The organism is Micromonospora sp. NBC_00858, assembly GCF_045207365.1.
In the GTDB taxonomy this organism is placed as follows: domain Bacteria; phylum Actinomycetota; class Actinomycetes; order Mycobacteriales; family Micromonosporaceae; genus Micromonospora.
Window position 1 is genome coordinate 159,080 of the sequence record NZ_CP108828.1, and the last position, 19,885, is coordinate 178,964.

The 19,885-nt window shown below is 69.5% G+C and carries 23 protein-coding genes and 2 tRNA genes; 14 read left to right on the forward strand and 11 right to left on the reverse strand.

Going from position 1 to position 19,885, the window contains the following annotated elements; genetic code table 11:
* The first annotated feature begins 29 nt into the window (after positions 1 to 29).
* Together OG990_RS00775 and OG990_RS00780 are read left to right on the forward strand one after the other, a co-directional pair.
* On the forward strand, positions 30 to 533 hold the full coding sequence (locus OG990_RS00775; RefSeq protein ID WP_328419216.1) for an ATP-binding protein: 504 nt from the start codon (positions 30 to 32) through the stop codon (positions 531 to 533).
* A 331-nt stretch (positions 534 to 864) separates the two neighbouring features.
* The gene (locus OG990_RS00780; RefSeq protein ID WP_355609593.1) at positions 865 to 1,872 is read left to right on the forward strand and encodes a sugar phosphate isomerase/epimerase family protein; all 1,008 of its coding nucleotides are present in this window, start codon (positions 865 to 867) and stop codon (positions 1,870 to 1,872) included.
* Positions 1,873 to 1,957: 85 nt separating this feature from the next.
* Here OG990_RS00780 and OG990_RS00785 read toward each other — a convergent pair whose 3' ends face one another.
* Positions 1,958 to 2,380: a hypothetical protein gene (locus OG990_RS00785; RefSeq protein ID WP_328419212.1), complete on the reverse strand. Its 423-nt coding sequence runs from the start codon at positions 2,378 to 2,380 to the stop codon at positions 1,958 to 1,960.
* Between the two features lie 292 nt (positions 2,381 to 2,672).
* On the opposite strand from OG990_RS00785, the gene OG990_RS00790 reads away from it, so the two are divergent.
* From OG990_RS00790 to OG990_RS00805, 4 genes are all read left to right on the forward strand, one after another.
* Positions 2,673 to 2,745: transfer RNA gene (locus OG990_RS00790), tRNA-Asn, on the forward strand.
* 193 nt (positions 2,746 to 2,938) lie between these two features.
* Positions 2,939 to 5,062: an MMPL family transporter gene (locus tag OG990_RS00795; RefSeq protein ID WP_406078592.1), complete on the forward strand. Its 2,124-nt coding sequence runs from the start codon at positions 2,939 to 2,941 to the stop codon at positions 5,060 to 5,062.
* Positions 5,052 to 6,290: an NAD(P)/FAD-dependent oxidoreductase gene (locus OG990_RS00800; protein WP_406078593.1), complete on the forward strand. Its 1,239-nt coding sequence runs from the start codon at positions 5,052 to 5,054 to the stop codon at positions 6,288 to 6,290. The genes OG990_RS00795 and OG990_RS00800 overlap by 11 nt, the downstream gene beginning before the upstream one ends.
* Positions 6,291 to 6,430: 140 nt before the next feature.
* A tRNA-Ile gene (locus OG990_RS00805) sits at positions 6,431 to 6,507 on the forward strand.
* A 14-nt stretch (positions 6,508 to 6,521) separates the two neighbouring features.
* On the opposite strand, the gene OG990_RS00810 is transcribed toward OG990_RS00805, so the two are convergent.
* Positions 6,522 to 6,917: a tyrosine-type recombinase/integrase gene (locus tag OG990_RS00810; RefSeq protein ID WP_406078594.1), complete on the reverse strand. Its 396-nt coding sequence runs from the start codon at positions 6,915 to 6,917 to the stop codon at positions 6,522 to 6,524.
* A 131-nt stretch (positions 6,918 to 7,048) separates the two neighbouring features.
* Here OG990_RS00810 and OG990_RS00815 point away from each other — a divergent pair, with 131 nt between their 5' ends.
* The gene (locus OG990_RS00815) at positions 7,049 to 7,630 is read left to right on the forward strand and encodes an NUDIX domain-containing protein (protein ID WP_406078595.1); all 582 of its coding nucleotides are present in this window, start codon (positions 7,049 to 7,051) and stop codon (positions 7,628 to 7,630) included.
* 676 nt (positions 7,631 to 8,306) lie between these two features.
* Here the strand turns inward: OG990_RS00815 and OG990_RS00820 are convergent.
* On the reverse strand, positions 8,307 to 9,074 hold the full coding sequence (locus OG990_RS00820) for a helix-turn-helix domain-containing protein (protein ID WP_406078596.1): 768 nt from the start codon (positions 9,072 to 9,074) through the stop codon (positions 8,307 to 8,309).
* 80 nt (positions 9,075 to 9,154) lie between these two features.
* Between OG990_RS00820 and OG990_RS00825 the strand changes: the two genes are divergently transcribed.
* Positions 9,155 to 9,544 (forward strand): nuclear transport factor 2 family protein, encoded by a 390-nt coding sequence (locus tag OG990_RS00825; RefSeq protein ID WP_406078598.1) that lies wholly within the window; start codon positions 9,155 to 9,157, stop codon positions 9,542 to 9,544.
* A 276-nt stretch (positions 9,545 to 9,820) separates the two neighbouring features.
* On the opposite strand, the gene OG990_RS00830 is transcribed toward OG990_RS00825, so the two are convergent.
* Positions 9,821 to 10,465: a site-specific integrase gene (locus tag OG990_RS00830; RefSeq protein WP_406078600.1), complete on the reverse strand. Its 645-nt coding sequence runs from the start codon at positions 10,463 to 10,465 to the stop codon at positions 9,821 to 9,823.
* Between the two features lie 34 nt (positions 10,466 to 10,499).
* Between OG990_RS00830 and OG990_RS00835 the strand changes: the two genes are divergently transcribed.
* Positions 10,500 to 11,066, forward strand: a complete 567-nt coding sequence (locus OG990_RS00835; RefSeq protein WP_406078602.1) for a hypothetical protein — start codon at positions 10,500 to 10,502, stop codon at positions 11,064 to 11,066.
* A gap of 25 nt (positions 11,067 to 11,091) precedes the next feature.
* Here the strand turns inward: OG990_RS00835 and OG990_RS00840 are convergent, their stop codons facing one another.
* Positions 11,092 to 11,523 (reverse strand): hypothetical protein, encoded by a 432-nt coding sequence (locus OG990_RS00840; RefSeq protein WP_406078603.1) that lies wholly within the window; start codon positions 11,521 to 11,523, stop codon positions 11,092 to 11,094.
* Positions 11,524 to 11,798: 275 nt separating this feature from the next.
* On the opposite strand from OG990_RS00840, the gene OG990_RS00845 reads away from it, so the two are divergent.
* Both OG990_RS00845 and OG990_RS00850 read left to right on the forward strand, forming a co-directional pair.
* The gene (locus OG990_RS00845) at positions 11,799 to 12,071 is read left to right on the forward strand and encodes a hypothetical protein (protein ID WP_406078604.1); all 273 of its coding nucleotides are present in this window, start codon (positions 11,799 to 11,801) and stop codon (positions 12,069 to 12,071) included.
* A 349-nt stretch (positions 12,072 to 12,420) separates the two neighbouring features.
* Positions 12,421 to 13,143, forward strand: a complete 723-nt coding sequence (locus tag OG990_RS00850) for a PH domain-containing protein (protein WP_406078605.1) — start codon at positions 12,421 to 12,423, stop codon at positions 13,141 to 13,143.
* Positions 13,144 to 13,749: 606 nt separating this feature from the next.
* On the opposite strand, the gene OG990_RS00855 is transcribed toward OG990_RS00850, so the two are convergent.
* Genes OG990_RS00855 through OG990_RS00870 form a run of 4 tightly spaced genes read right to left on the reverse strand, consistent with a single transcriptional unit; the run spans position 13,750 to position 15,400 of the window.
* The gene (locus OG990_RS00855; RefSeq protein WP_386984377.1) at positions 13,750 to 14,250 is read right to left on the reverse strand and encodes a hypothetical protein; all 501 of its coding nucleotides are present in this window, start codon (positions 14,248 to 14,250) and stop codon (positions 13,750 to 13,752) included.
* Entirely contained in the window at positions 14,247 to 14,837 is a 591-nt protein-coding gene (locus OG990_RS00860; protein WP_406078606.1) for a CDP-alcohol phosphatidyltransferase family protein, read from the reverse strand. Before OG990_RS00860 ends, OG990_RS00855 begins: the two co-directional genes overlap by 4 nt.
* Positions 14,834 to 15,058 (reverse strand): hypothetical protein, encoded by a 225-nt coding sequence (locus OG990_RS00865; protein ID WP_386984373.1) that lies wholly within the window; start codon positions 15,056 to 15,058, stop codon positions 14,834 to 14,836. The genes OG990_RS00860 and OG990_RS00865 overlap by 4 nt, the downstream gene beginning before the upstream one ends.
* On the reverse strand, positions 15,059 to 15,400 hold the full coding sequence (locus OG990_RS00870) for a winged helix-turn-helix domain-containing protein (protein ID WP_328419180.1): 342 nt from the start codon (positions 15,398 to 15,400) through the stop codon (positions 15,059 to 15,061).
* A 158-nt stretch (positions 15,401 to 15,558) separates the two neighbouring features.
* Between OG990_RS00870 and OG990_RS00875 the strand changes: the two genes are divergently transcribed.
* Both OG990_RS00875 and OG990_RS00880 read left to right on the forward strand, forming a co-directional pair.
* A complete protein-coding gene (locus tag OG990_RS00875) occupies positions 15,559 to 15,789 on the forward strand; it encodes a hypothetical protein (protein WP_406078607.1) in 231 nt (76 codons plus the stop codon).
* Positions 15,790 to 15,962: 173 nt separating this feature from the next.
* Positions 15,963 to 16,946 carry a hypothetical protein gene (locus OG990_RS00880; protein WP_406078608.1) on the forward strand — a complete coding sequence of 328 codons (984 nt, stop codon included), beginning with the start codon at positions 15,963 to 15,965 and terminating at the stop codon, positions 16,944 to 16,946.
* 30 nt (positions 16,947 to 16,976) lie between these two features.
* On the opposite strand, the gene OG990_RS00885 is transcribed toward OG990_RS00880, so the two are convergent.
* A complete protein-coding gene (locus OG990_RS00885; protein WP_406078610.1) occupies positions 16,977 to 17,870 on the reverse strand; it encodes a LysR family transcriptional regulator in 894 nt (297 codons plus the stop codon).
* A 104-nt stretch (positions 17,871 to 17,974) separates the two neighbouring features.
* On the opposite strand from OG990_RS00885, the gene OG990_RS00890 reads away from it, so the two are divergent.
* Entirely contained in the window at positions 17,975 to 18,907 is a 933-nt protein-coding gene (locus tag OG990_RS00890; RefSeq protein ID WP_406078611.1) for a DMT family transporter, read from the forward strand.
* 41 nt (positions 18,908 to 18,948) lie between these two features.
* Here OG990_RS00890 and OG990_RS00895 read toward each other — a convergent pair whose 3' ends face one another.
* Positions 18,949 to 19,776, reverse strand: a complete 828-nt coding sequence (locus tag OG990_RS00895; RefSeq protein WP_406078612.1) for a helix-turn-helix domain-containing protein — start codon at positions 19,774 to 19,776, stop codon at positions 18,949 to 18,951.
* Positions 19,777 to 19,885 lie beyond the last annotated feature (109 nt).

The following is a 19,885-nucleotide window of genomic DNA, read 5'->3' on the forward strand; positions in this document are numbered from 1 at the left end:
TCACAACCGGCTGCCGTACCTTGACCGGCATGGGGCGTTTCGCGCGGTGGCGCCGGATGGCGCGGGTGCAGGGGCACCGGCTGCGCGGGGCGCTGCGCCGGGCTGAGGAGCCCGACGAGTCAGGCGGCCCGGCACCCAGCCTGAACCGCCTCGATGCGCTGGTGGAGGGTTTCGCCGCAGGTCAGCCGGTGCGCTGGACCCTGGCCGGGCCGCCCCGGCCGCTCCCCGACGCGGTCGACGTGGCGGCGTACCGGATCATCGAGGAGGCGCTGACCAACGCGCGCCGGCACGCCCCGGGCGGGCCGGTAGCGGTCCGGCTGCGCTACGACGCCAAGGGCATCACCATCGAGGTACGCGACGACGGCGCCGGACCCGGACCGGTGGGCGGTGACACCTCCGAACCCGGCCGCGGCCTGCTCGGTATTCGCAGGCGCGCCGAGCGGATCGGCGGCACCTTCTCCGCCGGCCCGCGCCCCGGCGGCGGCTTCACCGTCCGTGCGGTCCTGCCCGCGCCCGAAGAGGTAGCGGAGTGATGAACCGGTGGCGGGGCCGCAGCCGCCCGCCGGTCCGGCGCGGCCCGCGCTGGTCCTGACCCGAATCGACGAGCATCACCGCGACGTGGCGCGTCCGCCGGAACCCGCCCGAACTACCCCGGGCGGTGGGCTTTCGCGATGGGGGCGGCGGAAATAGGGTGAGGGCGGCGACCGTGACGGTGGCCGGTGACCCGGTGGGAGGCGCAACCCGCCGGGCCCAGGTGCGTTCCGCATCCACCGGTGTTCCGTCCCGCAGCCGCGTACCGGTCTGACCGGTCATCCTCGCCCCGGTCCGCACATGGAATCCCCATCACAACAGGGGAGAAGGACAATGGCGCGACCCATCACGCTCTTCACCGGCCAGTGGGCCGACCTGCCGTTCGAGGAGGTCTGCCGGCTCGCCTCCGAGTGGGGCTACGACGGTCTGGAGATCGCCTGCTGGGGCGACCACTTCGAGGTCGACAAGGCGCTCGCCGACGACTCGTACGTCGAGCGCAAGCGGGAGACCCTTGCCAAGCACAACCTTGAGGTCTTCGCGATCTCCAACCACCTGGTCGGTCAGGCGGTCTGCGACCACCCGATCGACGAGCGGCACCAGGACATCCTGCCCGGCCGGATCTGGGGCGACGGGGAGCCCGAGGGGGTCCGCCAGCGGGCAGCCGAGGAAATCAAGGACACCGCGCGAGCGGCGGCGAAGCTCGGGGTGAAGACGGTCGTCGGCTTCACCGGCTCGTCGATCTGGCACACCCTGGCGATGTTCCCGCCGGTGCCGCCGTCGATGATCGAGCGCGGCTACCAGGACTTCGCCGACCGGTGGAACCCGATCCTCGACGTGTTCGACGAGGTGGGGGTGCGGTTCGCGCACGAGGTGCACCCCAGCGAGATCGCGTACGACTACTGGACGACCAAGCGGGCGCTGGAGGCGATCGGCAACCGGCCCGCGTTCGGGCTGAACTGGGACCCGTCGCACTTCGTCTGGCAGGAGCTGGACCCGGTGAACTTCATCTTCGACTTCGCCGACCGGATCTACCACGTCGACTGCAAGGACGCCAAGGTGCGCACGGGGGACGGCCGGCGTGGCCGACTCGCCTCCCACCTGCCCTGGGCGGACCTGCGCCGCGGCTGGGACTTCGTCTCCACCGGGCACGGCGACGTGCCCTGGGAGGACTGCTTCCGGGCGTTGAACGCGATCGGCTACACCGGCCCGATCTCCATCGAGTGGGAAGACGCCGGGATGGACCGACTGGTCGGCGCCCCGGAGGCGTTGCAGTTCGTCCGTCGGCTCGCCTTCGACGCCCCGACGGCCGCCTTCGACGCGGCGTTCAGCAGCAAGGACTGACCGCTCCCCGGGTAGGCGGTCACCCGCACCCGGACAGACCACGGGCCGGTCGCCCTGCGGCGACCGGCCCGTTGACGTGCGGTGGTCAGAGCGTGCTGGCGTTGGTGCCCGAGCCGGACGGCTTCGTGCGGGGGGTGGTGGCCGACGGCGACCCGGAGGTCGTGCCGACCGTGCTGCTGGTGCCCGACGAGCCGGAGCCCGCCTTGGCGCCCACGGTGGCGGGCGTGCCGGCGAACGCGTCGTCGGCGGCGGTCAGCTCCTGCTTGCCGGTGCTGCCGTTGCCCGTGCCCAGCTTCTCGCCCAGCTTCGTCTGGCCGAGCTTGTCCTTGCCCTCGCTGTAGAGCCGGTTGGCCTGGGCCTGCGCGACCCCGGCCGCCTCCTGGACGGTCGGGTGGTCGAGCACCTTGCGGCCCTGGACCACGAGCTCTTCGTACTTTTCCCGGCCGGCACGAGCGCCCAGGACGAATCCCGCAGCCAGCCCGCCAAGGAACATGATCTTTCCGCGCATGGCGGCTCCTTCCGTACCTGACGCGCTGTCGCCCCAGCGAGTTGCCCCGTCGGGAGCGACGAATTCGCGCCTGCGTCCTCTGTCCGCAGCTAACTACCCATCCTGCTCTCCGCTCAAGCCTGCTTGTGCCGGGATGACGATTTACCCGAATTGTCGATGGCTCGCGACGCTGACCTGGACGCCTTGATCAGGGGTGGCCGGGGGCGGAACCCACTGGCCCACCACCGGGGGATGTCCTGTACTCTTGTCCCGTCGCACGGCGTCGGAGAGATCCGGGTCGGGCGGTGTACGGTCCCCTGTAGCTCAATTGGCAGAGCAGCCGGCTGTTAACCGGCAGGTTATTGGTTCGAGTCCAATCGGGGGAGCTTCTCCACTCAGCGCCCGTCGGCAGTACGCCGACGGGCGTCTTCGTGTTCGTACTCCGCGCACCCGTCAGCACATTGCGTCCCGGTTCGCTCCGGTTTCGCCCTCCTGCGATGGTTTCGCCCGGCAGGATGGTCGATGTCGACCTAGAATCCCGCTGCGTCGATTGATGCGTCGAATCCTGGATGGGTGCGGATGTCCGGACGAGGGGGCTTCGGCCGGGTCACGCTGATCGCGGTGGCGGTCGTGCTGGCCTGGCTGGTGATTGGCGGTGTGGCCGGGCCGTACTCCGGGCGCCTCAGCGAGGTCGCCACCAACGACAACGCCGCCTTCCTGCCCACCGACGCCGAGGCGACCCGCGCCCAGGACCTCGGCGGCGAGTTCGTCGACCGGCAGACCGTGCCGGCGCTGGTCGTCTACGAGCGGACCTCCGGCATCACCGACGCGGACCGGCAGCGGGTGAGCGCCGACGCCGCCCTCTTCGCCCAGGTGCCCGGCGTGGTCACCCCGCTGTCCCCACCGATCCCCAGCGAGGACGGCCAGGCGCTCCAGGTCGTCGTGCCGGTGGACGACGCCGCGGGCGAGGAGATCGAAACCGTCGTCGAGCGACTGCGCGACATCGCCGGTGGTGACCGGGACGGGCTCACCGTGGACGTCGCCGGACCAGCCGGCCTGCTCGCCGACCTGATCGAGGTGTTCTCCGCCATCGACGGGCCACTGCTGCTGGTCACCCTGGTCGTGGTGCTGATCATCCTGCTGATCGTCTATCGCAGCCCGGTGCTCTGGATCTTCCCGCTGCTGGCCGCCGGCATGTCGTACGCGCTGGCCTCGGTCTTCGTCTACCTGCTCGCCGACGCCGACGTCGTCAAGCTCAACGGGCAGGCCCAGGGCATCCTCACCGTGCTGGTCTTCGGCGCCGGCACCGACTACGCGCTGCTGCTGATCGCCCGCTACCGGGAGGAGCTGCACCGGCACGACCACCCTTGGGAGGCCATGCGTACGGCGTGGAAGGGCGCCGCGCCAGCCATCATCGCCTCCGGCGGAACGGTCATCGTCAGCCTGCTCTGCCTGCTGCTGTCCAGCCTCAACTCCAACCGGGCGCTCGGCCCGGTCGCCGCTATCGGCATCGCCGCCACCCTGCTGGTGATGCTCACCTTCCTGCCCGCGTTGCTGGTGCTCGGCGGCCGATGGGCGTTCTGGCCTCGGCGGCCCCGGGCCGACCAGGCCGACCCGCGGGCCGAGCACGGCATCTGGAGCCGGATCGCTGGCTTCGTCGCACGGCACGCCCGACCGGTCTGGCTGATCACCGCCGCCGTACTGGCCCTCCTCACGCTCGGCCTCACCCAGCTCGGCGCCACCACCCTCGGCCAGTCCGACCTGTTCACCCAGCGCACCGACTCGGTGGACGGCCAGGAGGTGATCTCCCGGCACTACCCGGCCGGCACCGGCAGCCCGGCCACCATCTTCGCCACCGAGCAGACCGCCCGGCAGGTGGCCCAGGTGGCGCAGGGCGTGCCCGGCGTCGCCGCGGTCCGCCCGGTCAGCGCCGTCCAGCAGACCGGCCCGCCCGACCCGACCGCCGCACCGAAGGTCGTCGACGGGCGGGTCCAACTGGAGGCGACCCTGGCCGACCCACCCGACAGCGACGGCGCCGAGCGGACCATCCGCGAGCTGCGGGCGGCCGTACACCAGGTGCCCGGCGCGGATGCCGTGGTCGGCGGGTTCACCGCGATCAACGTGGACACCTCCGACGCCGCCAAGCGCGACCAGAGCGTCATCATCCCGGTGGTGCTGGTGGTCATCGCGGTCATCCTGGCGCTGCTGCTGCGCGCGCTCCTCGCCCCGCTGCTGCTGATCGCCACCGTGCTGCTCAGCTTCGCGGCCACTCTCGGCCTCTGCGCGCTGCTGTTCCGCTACGCCTTCGACTTCCCCGGGGTGGACACGTCCTTCCCGCTCTTCGCGTTCGTCTTCCTGGTCGCCCTCGGCATCGACTACAACATCTTCCTGATGAGCCGGGTCCGGGAGGAGTCGGTCAGACGTGGCACCCGGGCCGGGGTGCTGGCCGGCCTCGCGGTCACCGGCGGGGTGATCACCTCCGCCGGCATCGTGCTCGCCGCCACCTTCTCCGCGCTGGCCGTCCTGCCGCTGGTGGTACTGGTCGAGCTGGGCACCGCGGTCGCCGTCGGGGTGCTGATCGACACCATTATCGTCCGGTCGCTGCTGGTGCCCGCGCTCGCGTACGACATCGGGCCGAAGGTCTGGTGGCCGGGCCGGTTGTCCCGGGCCAACGGTGAGCGGGAGGCGCGCGATGCTGGCTGAGACCGACGTCGTCATCGTCGGCGGCGGTCTGGCCGGCCTCGCCACCGCCCGCCGCCTGCACCGCGCCGGCGTGCCCTGGCGGCTGCTGGAGGCCGGCGGCCGACTCGGCGGCCGGGTCGCCACCGACATCGTCGACGGCTACCTGATCGACCGCGGCTTCCAGGTGCTCAACACCGCCTACCCTCGGCTCGGCACGCTGCTGGACACCAAGCGGCTCAACCTCGGGTACTTCACCCCCGGGGTGCTGGTGCGCAAGGGTGACGACCTGCTGCGGCTGGTCAACCCGCTGCGCGTACCGACCGGCGGGCCGCGCACCGCGTTGGCCGGCGTCGGCTCCCTGCTCGACCGGGTGCGCTTCGCCACGCTCGCCGCCGGCTGCGCCACCCTGCCCGCATCCCGGCTGCTCACCGCGCCGGAGACCAGCGCCGAGACGGCGCTGCGCCGGGCCGGCCTCTCCGACGCGATCATCGAGGAACTGCTGCGGCCGTTCCTGTCGGGCGTGTTCATCGAACGGGAGCTGGCCACCTCCAGCCACGTGCTGGCGATGGTGCTGCGGTCCTTCGCCCGCGGCCGGATCGGCCTGCCCGCCGAGGGGATGGCAGCACTGCCCCGGGCCGTCGCCGATCCGCTGCCGGCCGACCTGATCGACCTGGACAGCCCTGTCACCGAGGTCGCACCCCGCCGGGTCCGCACCCAGACCGGCGACATCCGCTGCCGGGCCGTCGTGGTCGCCGTCGACCCGCCCGCCGCGTCCGCGCTGCTGCCGACCCTGGCGACGGTACGGATGCACAGCTACACCACCTACTACCACAGCGCGCCCGAGCCACCGCTGACCGAGCCGATCCTGCTCGTCGACGGCGACCGGCGGGAGATCGTCACCAACACCGTGGTGCTCAGCAACGCCGCCCCGACGTACGCGCCGACCGGCCGGCACCTGGTGGCCACCTCCGTGGTCGGCCCGAGTGCCCCGCCCGAGCCGACCGTACGGGCCGAGTTGACCCGGCTGTACGGCCGGTCCACCGCCGACTGGACGCACCTCACCACCGTGGCCGTTCCGGACGCGCTACCCGCCGCGCTCCCACCTCAGGGGCGGCTGCGCAAGCCGGTGGCGCTCGGGGAGGGCCTGTTCGTGGCCGGTGACCACCGGGACACTCCGTCCATCCAGGGCGCGCTGGCCAGCGGCTGGCGCGCCGCCGGGGCCGTCCTGGCGGAACTGCGCGCCGGGTGACAGGCTGCTGCCCTGCGGCCCCGGACAGGCGGCAGCGCGCTGTTATATTCCTGTTGCCCATCGTGCGATTGAGGCGTGGGCGCCGGCCGGCTCGGTGCTGGCCGCTGACCGCCGGGCGGGATAAGATCCGGCGCGGTGTCGGGGCGGTAGCTCAGCCGGTTAGAGCAGGGGACTCATAATCCCTCGGTCGCGGGTTCGAGTCCCGCCCGCCCCACCAAGCAAAAGCCCGGGTCAGCCATGCTGTCGGGGACCCGGACGCACCGCATCGAGGTCTGGACCGACGCCCTCAGTCCGCACCGAGTCCGCAGCAGCACGACCCGCCGCCTGGTCGAGGCGGTCCGCCACCTGGTCCAGGTCGTCCTCGAACAGGTCCGCGTACACGTCCAGCGTCATGGCCGCCGAGGCGTGCCCGAGCATCCGCTGCACCGCCTTGACGTTCGCGCCCTCGGCCACCGCGAGACTGGCCGCCGTGTGCCGCAGTTCGTGTGGGGCTAGGCCGGCGAGACCGATCGACTCCGTAGCCCGGTCGAAGACCCGGCGGCGGAAGTTGTTGTTGCGCAACACCTCGCCGGTCGGGGACGTGAACACCAGTTCGTCACCGACACGGCCGGCGATCTGCGCGGCCATCGGCTCGACCAGGAACCGGGGGAGCTGCCGCCGCGGATCACCTCGCCGGGCACCACAAGGGCTACCAGCATCCCCGGACGGGGTCCAGGTCGTTCGTCCGGTAGGGCGCTCCACCTGGACGCCGTCCGGTGATGCTGGACGGTCTACGACTGCCCGACGAGGAGATCCGCCGCTCCGTGGTTAGCGCGGCAACGCCACGCTTCTGGTTTGATCACCGGATGGGTTATGTCGGTTCCTACACCTGGCAACTTCGACAGTTGGTCGGGTCTCGACTGCTGCTCATGCCCGGAGCACAGGTCGTTCTCCTCGACGCGGCTGAGCACGTCTTGTTCCAGCGACGTCGTGATTCTGGTTTGTGGGAGATACCGGCAGGGGCCGCCGAGCCAGGAGGAAGCTTCGTCGGTACCGCGATCGATGAGGTCCGAGAGGAGACCGGACTCATAGTCGACAGCTCCGATCTCGCCGCCTTCGGTTGCCTATCTGAGCCGGATGCTCACGTCATCACCTATCCCAACGGGGACCGGATGCACTGCTTCGCCATGTGCTTTGAAGCGCGACGATGGTCAGGCGTGATCGAGCCGGAGAGCACGGAGGCGCTCGAAGTGGCTTTCGCTGACCCCGCAACGCCACCCGGCCCGCTGCAAGCACAGACCCGAGTTGTCCTGGAAATGCACGCCGCGTATCGCCTGACTGGTCGGTTCCAAGCCAGGTGACGCCTGGACTCACGGGCCATCGGTGGGCCAGTAGCCATGGCACCCATCGGGCACGAGCGGGCGCGAGAGGCAAACGGGTAGGCCCCTGGGTGCAGGCGTTTCGGGCATCACGACCAGTTGAGCACGCTCTTCCGAACTGACGATCTGCCTTCGCGGGCCGCTTGAAACTAGTTCCCACCGCCACCTGCATCGTCGCCAGCGCCTCCGTCCGGCGGAGGGTGAAGCAAATCAGGGGGCCCGTCGTCGGAACGGGAGCTTCGTGGCTTCAACAGAGCGATCACCATGAGCACCAGGAGGGGCAGCAGGATCGCGACAACGACAACAAGCCTCACCGTCTCGATCACTGACACCACGAAACGAGCCTACGATCGCCTGGGGGTGGAGTCCAGGCGGCGCAGTCCGCATCTGGTCCGCAAGAGGGCGACGGACAGCGGGGGAGTGGTGAGAGATGTCGAGAGGCGTTTCCGCTGCTAGACCACCACATGCCCAGGTCGACGGATCGTCCATTTTGATCTCATAATCCCTCGGTCGTGGGTTCGAGTCCCGCCCGCCCCACCAATAGCGCTGAGTTGGGCAACGTAAAACCGGATGTAGCGGTGCCCGAACCGCTGGGGTAAGTGCCTCGTGAGCAGGCGGGCCGTCACCACCGCGCTTTTATCTGCGGCAGGACAGTGCGCTATTCCGTGAAGTAGGCGGCGCTCTCCGCGTCCGCCGGGTAGTAGGACTCGATCGCGACCTCGTCCAGCGTGATGTCCATCGGGGTGCCGAACGTGGTGATGGTCGAGAACAGCCGCAGCTCCCGTCCGCCGATGCGAAGGATCATCGGGATCACGACGTCTGACTCGATCCGCTCGCTCGACGGACCCGCGGGTTCGGGCGCGAGCAGTTCTTCGTAGAGCGCGGTGAGCTCGGGGTCGGGTGCGATGGCGAGCTGGCGCGTGATCCGGTTGCGGAACACCGCTCGCACGTCGGCCAGGTTGACGACCATGGGCGCGAACCCGCGCGGATCCAGTCCCAGCCGCACCAGGTTGACCGGCGGCCGAAACAGGTCGGGCGCAACCCGCGCGAAGAACGGGTCGACGGCGCGATTGGTCATCACGATGTTCCACCGGCGATCGAATACCAGCGCCGGGTACGGCTCGTGCGCGCGAAGCACCCGCCGGACCGCGTCGAAGGCCGACGACAGTGCGTCGTCGTCGAGTGGACGCTCATCGTGCCGAGGTGCGAAGCCGGCGGCGAGCAGGAGCCGGTTGCGATCACGCAGCGGAACGTGGAGCTGCTCCGCGAGCCGGAGGATCATATCGGCGCTCGGCCTGGACTTGCCGGTCTCGACCAGGCTGACGTGACGAGCCGAGACGTCCGCGGCAATCGCGAGGTCAAGTTGGCTGAGCCCTCGGCGCTGACGCCACTGCCGCAGGAGTTCCCCCACCGTGTACACGATCATGGAGCGTACTCATCTTCGAGCCGGACGCCATGAAGTCCGATGTCATCGACAACCGAAGCGGCCGCGGAAACACTGCGTTCATGACCACCGAGAACAAGAGCATCGTCCAACGGGCGCTGGCAGGACTGATCGAGACCGGCGACGTCGACGCGCTCGCACCGTTCCTCAGCGACGACTTCATCCACCACCGACCGGGCACGACCACCTCGACCAAGTCGGAGTGGCTCGCCGCCGTCGACGCCGCGCTGGTGCCGCTCGCCGGCATGCAGGTCGAGATTCATCAGGTGCTGGCCGACGGTGATCACGTCGTGGTGTACTCGCGGCGGTGGTTTCCCGACGCGGGACCGGAGATCGCGGTCGTCGACATCTGGCGGATTGGCGACGGGCTGATCGTCGAGGGGTGGGAGATCATCGAGCCCGTCGCTCAGGTGGCCGCCAACCTGGTGTGGTGGGAACCTGCTCAGCACTGAACATGCGTGAGCCACCTGCGATGCGGGCCTCGCTGAACGACAGGCCAGGTCCGCATTCCTGCCATGATCGGATATCTGGAGCGAAGCGCCGTAAACCCCTCCGTGGCGGTGCGAGAACCGATGGCAGCACCACCGCTGTTGGCGGTGCGGCGGGTGACCAGCCAAACCGGTCAGGGCATGCGTCGGCGTACGGCCGCTAGCGTCACGATCGGGCCCTGAACAGGGTGAATGAGGTTCGGGTTCTGCCACATCTGGTCCACCAAGCAAAATCCCTGGTCAGCCATGCTGCCGACGACCCGGACGAACCGCATCAAGATCCGGACCGAGGCCCTCAGTCCGCACTGAGTCCGCAGTAGCACGACCCGCCGCCCGGTCGAGGCGGTCCGCCACCTGGTCCAGGTCGTCCTCGAACAGGTCCGCGTACACGTCCAGCGTCATCGCCGCCGAGGCGTGCCCGAGCATCCGCTGCACCGCCTTCACGTTGGCGCCCTCGGCCACCGCCAGACTGGCCGCAGTATGCCGCAGCTCGTGTGGTGTCAGGCCGGCGAGCCCGATCGACTCCGCAGCCCGATCGAAGACCCGGCAACGGAAGTTGTTGTTCCGCAACACCTCGCCAGCCGGGGACGTGAACACCAGCTCGTCGCCATTGCGGCCGGCGACCTGCGCGGACATCGGCTCTACCAGGCACCGGGGGAGCGGCACCGACCGGCGTTGATGCGTCTTCGGCGTATCGAACACCGCCCGACGGTTGACCTCGGTCACCGACTCCGCCACCAGCGGCCGACGCTTCACCAGGTCCACGCGCCGCACCCGCAGCGCCGCCAGCTCACCGCAGCGAAGCCCCGTGTAGGCGAGCACCCGGATGATCAGCCCATGCGGCTCTGCTGCCGCCGCCAGCTCGCCCAGGCGATCCGCTCTCATGGAATCGACGGGCCACGCACTAGCATCCGTTCTCGTGACTACGGGGAAGTCCACGACGGAGGTGACCCGGCGACGAATGTCCACCCTCGTCGTCGTCGGGTCCAGCCTGCTGCTAGCGCTGAGCGGCCTGGCACGGCTGGGGCAGGTGGCCGCGGAGGCGGTCAACCAGGACGCGTACTTGACGGCGCACGAGCGGGTAGGCGCGCCGAGTACGTTCGCCGCCCTGCCGATGATGTTCCTCATCGGCGTCGGCCTGGTCGTGTCGCTGGTCGCGCTCGCCATCCTGCTGCTGGCGTTGGTCAACCTCGTCGGCAGGAACTGGACCCGGATCGTCACCTGGATCGTCGGCGGCGTGACGCTGGCGGTGGCGGGGTGCTGGCGGGCCCTGGCCCTCATCCCGGCCCCTTCCGGAGAGGTCCCGGAGGTGACCGAGTGGGACAGCGTCAAAGCGGTCGCCGGTCAGCTGATACCCGCGTGGGTTGAGCCCGTAGCCACCGTTACGGGGTTCGTGGCGTCGCCCTCGCTGCTGGTCGCCCTCGTGCTGCTCGCGCTGCCGCCCGCCAACGCCTTTTACCGGCGGCGCCACGTGGTCACCGACTGACCGAGGCTGCCCTTTCAAACGGCGGCTAGCCACCGGCGGCGCTGGTCCCATCGCCTCCATTGCAGCCCAGGTCGCGGGCAAGTTCGCCGACCAGCACCTTGGGCCGGCGCCGCAGCCACCATGGGTCAGTCACGCCGAACGGCCAAAAGGCCGCACCGTCGTCGACGGTTACCTCGCGGAACTTCTCGTCCAGTTGATCCACAATGACTTGCCAGTTCTCCCGCACGGGCTCGGTGAGCAAGGGCAGCGCCTGATCAAGCCATTCGCGGCAGACCAGGTCGGTCCTGTACTCGTCGGTACACCAGTCATAGCCTTCACGGATTTCCTCGATCAGTCCGGACCACCCTTCCACCATCTGCGGAAGGCTGAAGGCCCTTCGCCAACCCCGTTCGCGCAGCACTTCCCCTACGCGTAAGGCAGATTGGTAATCCTCACGGCTGAGGTTCTGGCTCTCCATCGTCCCATCATGCATCCACGGGTCACCTGACCCCAGTCAGAGCCAGCAGCACGCGCAGCGGCTATCCCCACCAGAAACAGCGACTCGTCCACAGCGCGAGGTGAACAGCTACCGGGATCAGGCCGCCCGTTCTTCCGGATCAGGGTGACGTGCCAGTAGCCGGTACCCCGAATGGGCGCGAGCGGGCACGACCTGTGACCAGTCCCCCGTCCACGAGCAGGCGTTTCGGGCATCCGGGCCGGTGGTCTTCGTCCTTCCAGACTGAAGGTGTGAGTATGCGGTTGATCGACTTGGTGGAGCGCCTAGACCAGCTCCCCGATGAGGCGACGATCTGCGCCGGCCGACCCTGGTCCCCGGAGGCACGCGCGGAGGCTCTGGTGGACGATGAGAACCAGCGGTCTGACTACCTGCTTGAAGTCAGCCTGGCGCGTGAGGTGCTTGAGGTCTGGTCGGCGTGGCGCGGTGGCCGAACACCAAGCCCAGCCGAGGCGTGCGCCGCCGTAATCCACTACGCGGAATGGGACGCCTACTTGCCGGTGGGGGAGTAGCCGTCGGGCGTCCCTTCACCGAGCGGTCCGCATCTAGTCCGCAAGAGCCGTGACCTGGCGCGGCTGTCGGCGGCGTACGTCAATCTGTAGCCGCTGGCACGGTCGCCCGCCTAGTCAATCAAGTTCATCTAGAAGCTGAGCGCGCATGGAACGGAATGCCTGGCAGGGTGGGGTGGGGTGGGGTGGCTCCGCGAAGACGACGATCGGGGTGCGTCGCATATCGTGATCGGTTGCCCCGCTGACCCGCGTATCAGACACAGCGGCCGTCCTCGCTTACCTCGTAGCGGAAGTGGGCGGGCTTCAGGCAGACATCTGACGGCGGCTGGACGCCGTCGGTAACCATGGCGGCATGGGTAGATGGCAGCGCCCGTACTCTCTCGACGCCGCGACCGGCTTCGCGATGCTGGGGCTGGTCGGGGTGGCTGGTTTCACCACGTTCCTCGCGATCGTGTATGTGCGCGAGCGGGCGGTGCCTGCGCCGGTTGCGGTCCTTTTCGGGGCGTGGCTGGCCGTTTGTTTCGCCGTCGCCGTACGGCAGACGATGCTTGGCGTCTACGTCAGCGCCGGCGGCATCCGGTCCCGGACCCTTCTGCGCACGACCACGGTGCCCTGGGAATCGGTGGCGGCCATCCACAGCGGTATCGCCACCATCGCAGGTCTGGACATGGGCCGCTCCGCGATCATCATTGAGCGAACAGACGGGGTGCCGGTCCAGACTGCGCTCCAGCGCGGTGACATGCTCCGGCCGTTCACGTTCCGGCCCGAGTTGGGGCGGCTGGCCACCTGGCCAGAGCACTATGACGAAATCCTGACGACACTGCGAGCACACCACCGCGACGTGCAGCCCCGGCATCGTGCGCAGACCGGTGGGCCTGCGGGGCCCTCCACCGCTGGTGCCGGGACGACGAGCCCATCCGCCGGAGCCGGCTGGCGCCGCATCACCCGTGGTGGTCCAACCGCTGACCAGCGGCGGAACATCCACGCGCTGACCCGGCAACACCAGCGTGGTGCGCTCACCGACGCCGAGTTCGCCGCAGCACTGGCGAAGATCCAGCGCACCAGCGGTACCTAGCAGGCGCAACGGAGGCGGTTGGCCCGATACCACGAGCAGACCTTCGTGACATCGTGCGACCCCGCAAATTGGTGCCGGAGCTGCTCCTGCCCGTCGGTTTAGAGGTCTGGCCGGAACTCGACCACACGAGGCAGCAAGTTCCGCCATTGGGTACCGACCGGGTGGAGCAACGCGGCGACGCCGTTCTTTAGGGTCCACAGTCTTGGCGGCGATGAGGCTCTTCGTCGGCCTCTAACCGGTGGTTGTGGAGCACAGGGTGATGATCGAGATAGAGCGGCCACGCACCCTCTGCTGTTCCTCACCAGCGGATGCGGCCGGTGGTCAAAGCGTGCAGGACGTCGCCAGTGGGACAGTCGGCACCGCGCTTTATCGGCGGCAGAAGAGCGCACGTGATCTTGGACGCGAGGTCCGCTGATCCAGTCGAATGCAAAGGGGCGCCGGGATTGGCGAGAGCGTTCGTACGCGGAGGATCGCGGTTCGTATTGTGCCTTTGCTTTGTGCGGTGCGAGCACGCCAAACCGTTTTGTGGCCGCGGACCACTGTGGCCCTGCTGTTGTATCGGCGCCGGGACAGTGCCCATGTCGATGCCGGGCCGGCGGCCACCGTTCAGTAGTCGGCGAGCTGCGGGGCCAGCGCGATCGTTACGAAGCGGATCGCTCGGCCCAGCAGGCACGTCGCCGCGAAGGCGACCGGGCGCATGGGTGTGCGGCCCAGGTAGACGCTGGCGGCCAGCAGCGGTGGAAATCCGGTGACGGCGCTGACCAGCAGCACCCCGGTGGCCTGGCGGGGGCGTTCCATCACCTCGACGAGTCGCGCACCGGCCGCCTTCGGACGCGCGAGGATCGTGCCCAATCGGCCTGGTGGCTCCGGCGCGGTGGGCGGGCGTCTGCTGAGCCGGCGTTGCAGCCAAGTCGAGCGGATCGCGCCGCGCGCACCGAGGAAGATCAGGACCTTGCCGGCAGTCTGACCGGCAGCGGCGGCTACGCCGAGCGCCACGGGCGGCGTGCCGGTCGTCGCTACGACCGCGATCAGGTACGGCTCGGCCGGGGTGAACGGCAGGAAAGCCGACAGGAGCCCGACGGCCGCAGCCGCCAGGACGGCGATCATGGCCGGGTGTGCGGCAGGCCCGCCGGCAACTTGGCGGCGCAGACCAACGAGACGACCTTCACCGCGGCGACCCCGAGGGCGAACGTGACGGCCGCGGCCATCGGCGCGAAGATCGCCAGGATCACCACCGCGGCGGTGTTCAGCGCCTTTGCCGGCGGAGACCAGTTCCACCGGTAGATGCGGCGATCGACGCGGGCGAAGTAGTTCGGGCTCAGCAGCGGCCAGCGCAGGAACATCAGGCTCAGCAACTGGTCGATGACCATGAACTGGACGAGGAACACCGCGACCGGCAGGGCGGTGGCGGGCCGCAGCACGACCAGTGCGGCGGCACAGGCCGAGGTGCAGGCACGGTCCGCGACGATGTCGAAGACCGCGCCGGTGCGCGTCTCCTGTCCCAGCCCCCAGGCGGCGACGCCGTCGAGGATGTCACCGATCCAGTAGATCAGGTACGCGGCGACGAGCAGGTGGGCGCTGCGGTGGGTCAGCGCTGCCACGGCGAGCCCGACGGAGCTGGCCGTTCGTACGGCGGTGATGGCGTTGGGAACGTTGAGTAGCGTGACCGGCGGACTGAGGCCGAGGGCGGTCATTCGGCGTCCTTGAGGATGCGTTGCATGTCCGCGGTGCGCCGGTTCAGATCGGCCAGCTGCGCGCTCACGTCGGTGAGCAGGCGCTGTGTTTCGGCGGCCTGCTCGGCGTACTGCCGCTGCAGTTCGTTCGACACCGTAGCCCGCTTGCGGACGCCCGCATACCAGACAACCGAGATGAGCAGGGCGGCGATGACGACGAGGAAGACCGAGCCGACGTCCATCTAGATTTTTCCTTTCGGTACGGCGTCGCCGTCTCCGGCGTTGCTCAGGGTCGTGGCGGCAGCCGCCACCACGTCGGGCGTGAGGTGCAGCGAGAACGGCGTGGCCTCGTAGTACTTGAGTGCCTTGCCGTCCTCGGACAACTCCAGATGCGCGGTGACCAGCCCGGCCTTTTCCAACTTCTTGAGGTGCACCTGCAGCAGTGCGCGGCTGATGCCCAGATCGCGGGCGAGCTGGGAGACGTAGGCGCGTCCGCCGGTCAGTGCGGCGAGCACACGCAGTCTGTGCGGACTGGCCAGAGTGGCAAGGACCTCGATCAGCCGATCGCCGCTCAGCTCTCCCATAGCTCACCTTGGCTCATGCCAACTATTATTGGCATGAGCAAGCGCGTCCGTCAACTCCCGAAGCGCGCCGACGCGCGAGGCGCAAGACCTCACCGACCCATGTGCGAGATCCGTGCTCCGTTCGGAGTCTTCCCTGCGCCACGGCCCACACTGAGTGCATGGGCACGACTCAGGACCCGAATCCAGACCGCGACTGGCTGAAGCGCAGCTACGTGGATACGAGCACCAACCCGTACTCCATCGACGCGCGGACGGAGATGATGGGCCGCCTTGCTCAGGGCACCGGAGGCAGCCGAGTCACCCGGACAGTCATGCGCGCCGTCGCCGGCATCACGCTGGTCGCGATCGCTTTGTCGATTGTCCTAGGGGTCCTGAACCTGGTGGGGTGAGCCGCCCGGGCCATCGACGGGCCAGTAGCAATCGGGTCGACCGGTTACTGGCGGGCACGAGAGGTGAGCGGGCGACGGTCAACGATGAGGGCTGACCGGCCGAGCATGCACCGGCCTGGTTGCCCTGACGAGGGCCGGTCTCTGCCCTGTTGCCCGGCGGATAGCATCGCGCGATGCAGCCGACCTACGTGACGTTCGCCCAGAAACCGGCGTCGACCGCGAACGCCGTCCTGAGCATCAACCGTGGCACCGAGGCCGGGGGACATCTCAAGCTGGACGCCGACGGCTCCGTGGAGATGACGTTCGACGTTCCGGCGGCGGACGCCAACGGGGAAGCCACCCTGGGGATCGTGGCGCTGGTGTCGAAGCTGGGCAGTGCGGTCGGGTTCGCGCCGCTCGACATCTCCGTCAACGATCGGTGCCTGGTGCACGGCTGGCACATCCCGGGCGGGGGAGACCTCTTTCAGCACATGGACTTCGCCATACCTGCTGGCCGGCTGCGGCCGGGCGCGAACAAGCTCCGGCTGGCCAGTGCCGTTGACGCCCGCAGCATGCTCTGGCTCAACCGGATCACCATCGACGCCGTGTTCGACCGGGGCCGGTCCGCGCGGGCCATGGACCAGCGCGAGGCCGAGGAACCGGTGCTCCGGTACTCGACCCGCACACTGCAGGCCATGGGCGGCGCGTGGCAGCCCGGCTCGACGGTCATCGCGTACGTGGACCGCGGCGAGCAGAGCCTGCTCGCAGACCTCGCCTGGGCAGACGCTTCCGGCGCGGAGTACGCGGTCACCTTCACCGCCGAACTGGACGGCTTCTACGGCTGGTGCCGGCCGGCCGGTGCGGAGTCGCCGCACGAGTTCCGCGGCTCGCTGACCGGGCGGTGGCGGGCCGATCACCCCGACGCCGGCATGGCGAAACACTGGTACCACACGGAGGAGGGATGGGGCGGCGGCTGGTACCGCTCGAACGGGATCACCTTCGCGATCGGTGCCGACTCGTTGCCGTTGGCCAGGGCGAGCTGGCGGGACAAGCGCGGCAACACCGGGACGGTCGCGTTCACGGGCCCCGGCGACGCATTCGTCGGCACCTACCAGCGGGTCGGCGAGGGCGCCATCGGCTACCGCGGCCGCTCGCCCGCACCGACCAAGGGCGAATAGCACCAGGCTGCTACCCGGGACGCCCACGTGTCACTCCTTGGTGGCGTCCAGGAGGGCATCGATCAGCGCGCGCAGTGCCGGCTGGGCCAGTGAGATCTCCCGGACCGCGGCGTAGATCCTCCTGATCGGCTCTGGACGGCGGACCGGGCGGGTGGCGACGCCGGGATGGCGGGTGCCCAGCCCGAGTCGGGGGATCAGGCTGACTCCGAGGCCGGCTGCGACGAATCCCTGGGCCGTGGCGTAGTCCTCCGACCTCGCGACAAAATCCGGACTGAAGCCTGCTGCGGCGCAGGCGTCGGTAATTGGTTCCAGGCAGGGGCCGGGCGGTTCGCTGCCAACCCACGGTTCGGCGGCGAGGTCGGCCAGATCGATCACCTGTTGCGCGGCGAGCGGGTGTCCGACAGGCAACACAGCCTGATACGCGTCGTCGAGGAGGTGCACCACACGGATGCCCTGGCGGATTTCGTCGATCGGTCGGCGGACCACAATGGCCAGGTCGGCGTTGCCCCGCTCCACCTCCGGCAGTGGATCATCCGGATCGGTGAGCTTGGGGTCTGTCGCCACGCCCGGATGCTCGCGCCGGAGTCGGGCGAGGGCGGGTGCCAGCAGGGTCGGGCCGACCGAGGCGAAATAGCGGACGGTCAGCCGGCCCGTCCGCCCCGAGCGCAGGTCGGCCAGCGCGGTCTCCGCTTGGGCCACGTGCTGGCTGATGACGGCCGCGTGCCCGACGAGCAGTTGACCGGCCGCCGTGGGCCGCACACCCCGGCCGACCCGTTCGAGCAGCGCGATCCCGGCCTCCTTTTCCAGGGCCGCCACCTGCTGGCTGACGGCGGAGGGGGTGTAGCCGAGGTGCGCCGCCGCTGCGGTCACCGACCCGCTGGTGACCACCGCCCGCAGCACCTGCATGCGTCTCACATCAAGCATGTAGCACAACTTAACGTAAGTGCAGAATCTTTTGCTTGTCCTTACGGGTTGGGGTGCGGCACCGTTCATGGGGGCCGATCAAGGAGATCAGGGGTGACGGTGTCGTGGGCAGGACATGGGCGTGGGCGCGGGTGGGCGTGCTCGCCCTGCTGTGGGGATCGACCTTTCTCTGGATCGAGCTGGCCCTGGACGCACTGACTCCGGTCCAGGTCACCCTCAGCCGTTGCGTACTCGGATCGGCCACTCTGTTGGTCGCATGCCTGGCCTCGGGCCGGCGGTTGCCCCGGAGCCGGGGGACCTGGGGTCACATCGTCGTGGCCGCCCTGTTCTGCAACGCACTGCCGTTCGCCATGTTCAGCATCGGCCAGCAGGCCATCGACTCGGGGGTGGCCGGCGCACTGAACGCGACGACCCCGCTGTGGTCGCTGCTGATCGGCGTCGTCATCGGAACCGAGCGCGGACTCCGGCCGGCCCGGCTGGGCGGGCTCCTCCTCGGGTTCACCGGGGTCGTGCTGATCTTCGCTCCGTGGGAGACGACCGGGCCGATCGGCTGGGGCGCCCTCGCCATCGTCGCCGCGGCGGCCAGCTACGCCGTCGGCTTCGCGTACATGGGCCGCAACCTGGTCGGCAAGGGCATCCCCACCATCTCGCTGTCCGCGGCGCAGCTCATCGCGGCGACCGGCCTGACCGCGGTGACCTTGCCGGCCGGCGGTCTGACGTCGATCGAGATCGGGCCGAAGGCCCTGATCGCCGTCGTGATCCTGGGCGTCGTCGCCACCGGAGCCACCTTCCACCTCACCTACCGGAACATCGCCGCCGAGGGCGCCACCAACACGGCGACCGTCGGCTATCTGCTGCCGGTGGTCTCGGTGGCGTTGGGGGTCATCGTCCTCGACGAGGACTTCGGCCTCCGGATCGCCATCGGGATGGTGGTCGTGCTCGTCGGGGTCGGTCTGACCCGCCTACACAGCCGGCCGCCGGCACCGACAGACGTGATCCGTCGCCTTCCGCGACAGGAACAGGACGTACGCCAGTGACCGCATCCAGATGGAGTTCGCCGGCGACCTGACGGAAAGCCTCACATGGGCCAGTTGCTGGCGGCCAGCGTGCCCAGCAGCCGAAGCGCCTCAGCGCTTCGGCTGTGCGGCTCCGCGCGGTACACGATCAACTGCTGGCCGGGAGCGCCCCGCACGTCGAACGTGTGATACGACAGCGTCATTTCGCCCACCGCGCCGTGCCGGAACGTCTTCGTCTCGTGCGTCTTGCCCTGCACGTCGTTGCGCGCCCACAGCCGGCGGAACTCCGGGCTGGCCGCACCCGCCTCCTGGACCAGCTCCCGCACCCGCCGGTCGTGCGGGTCGTGGCCGAGGGCCAGGCGCAGGTTCGCCACGCACGCCTCGGCGGCTCGCTGCCAGTCGACGAAGAACGTGCCGCCAGCCGGGTCCAGGAAGGTCATCCGGACGATGCTGTCCGCCTCGGCGAAGTCCGCGTAGAACGCATCCGCCAGCGCGTTGCGGGCCAGCAGGTCGAGCCGCCGGTCGATGACGATCGCCGGAGTGTCCGGCCAGGCGTCGAGCAGTTCCCGCAGGCTCTGCTCGACCCGGGGCCGGGCGGGACCCGGCGCGCTGCCGGGCGATATGTCCGCCAGTCGGAAGAGATGGTCGCGGGCGTCCGGTCCGAGGTCCAGCGCCCGGGCCACGGCGTCCAGCACCGAAGCTGACGGGTTGCGCTCCCGTCCCTGCTCCAGACGGGTGTAGTAGTCGACGCTCACCCCGGCCAGCACCGCGACCTCCTCGCGGCGCAGACCCGCGACCCGCCGGACGCCGCTGGACACGAGGCCGACGTCGCCCGGCGTGAGCCGGGCACGCCGAGCGGTGAGGAACGTCCCGAGCGCGGTGGTTGGCATGCCACCAACGGTAACCAGGCTGGCTTCGACCAGGCAGGGTGCGCCGCACCCCGGTTACGCCCGGTCTGGTTGCCGGCTCCGATACGTCCGACGGTGGGAGGACCAAACC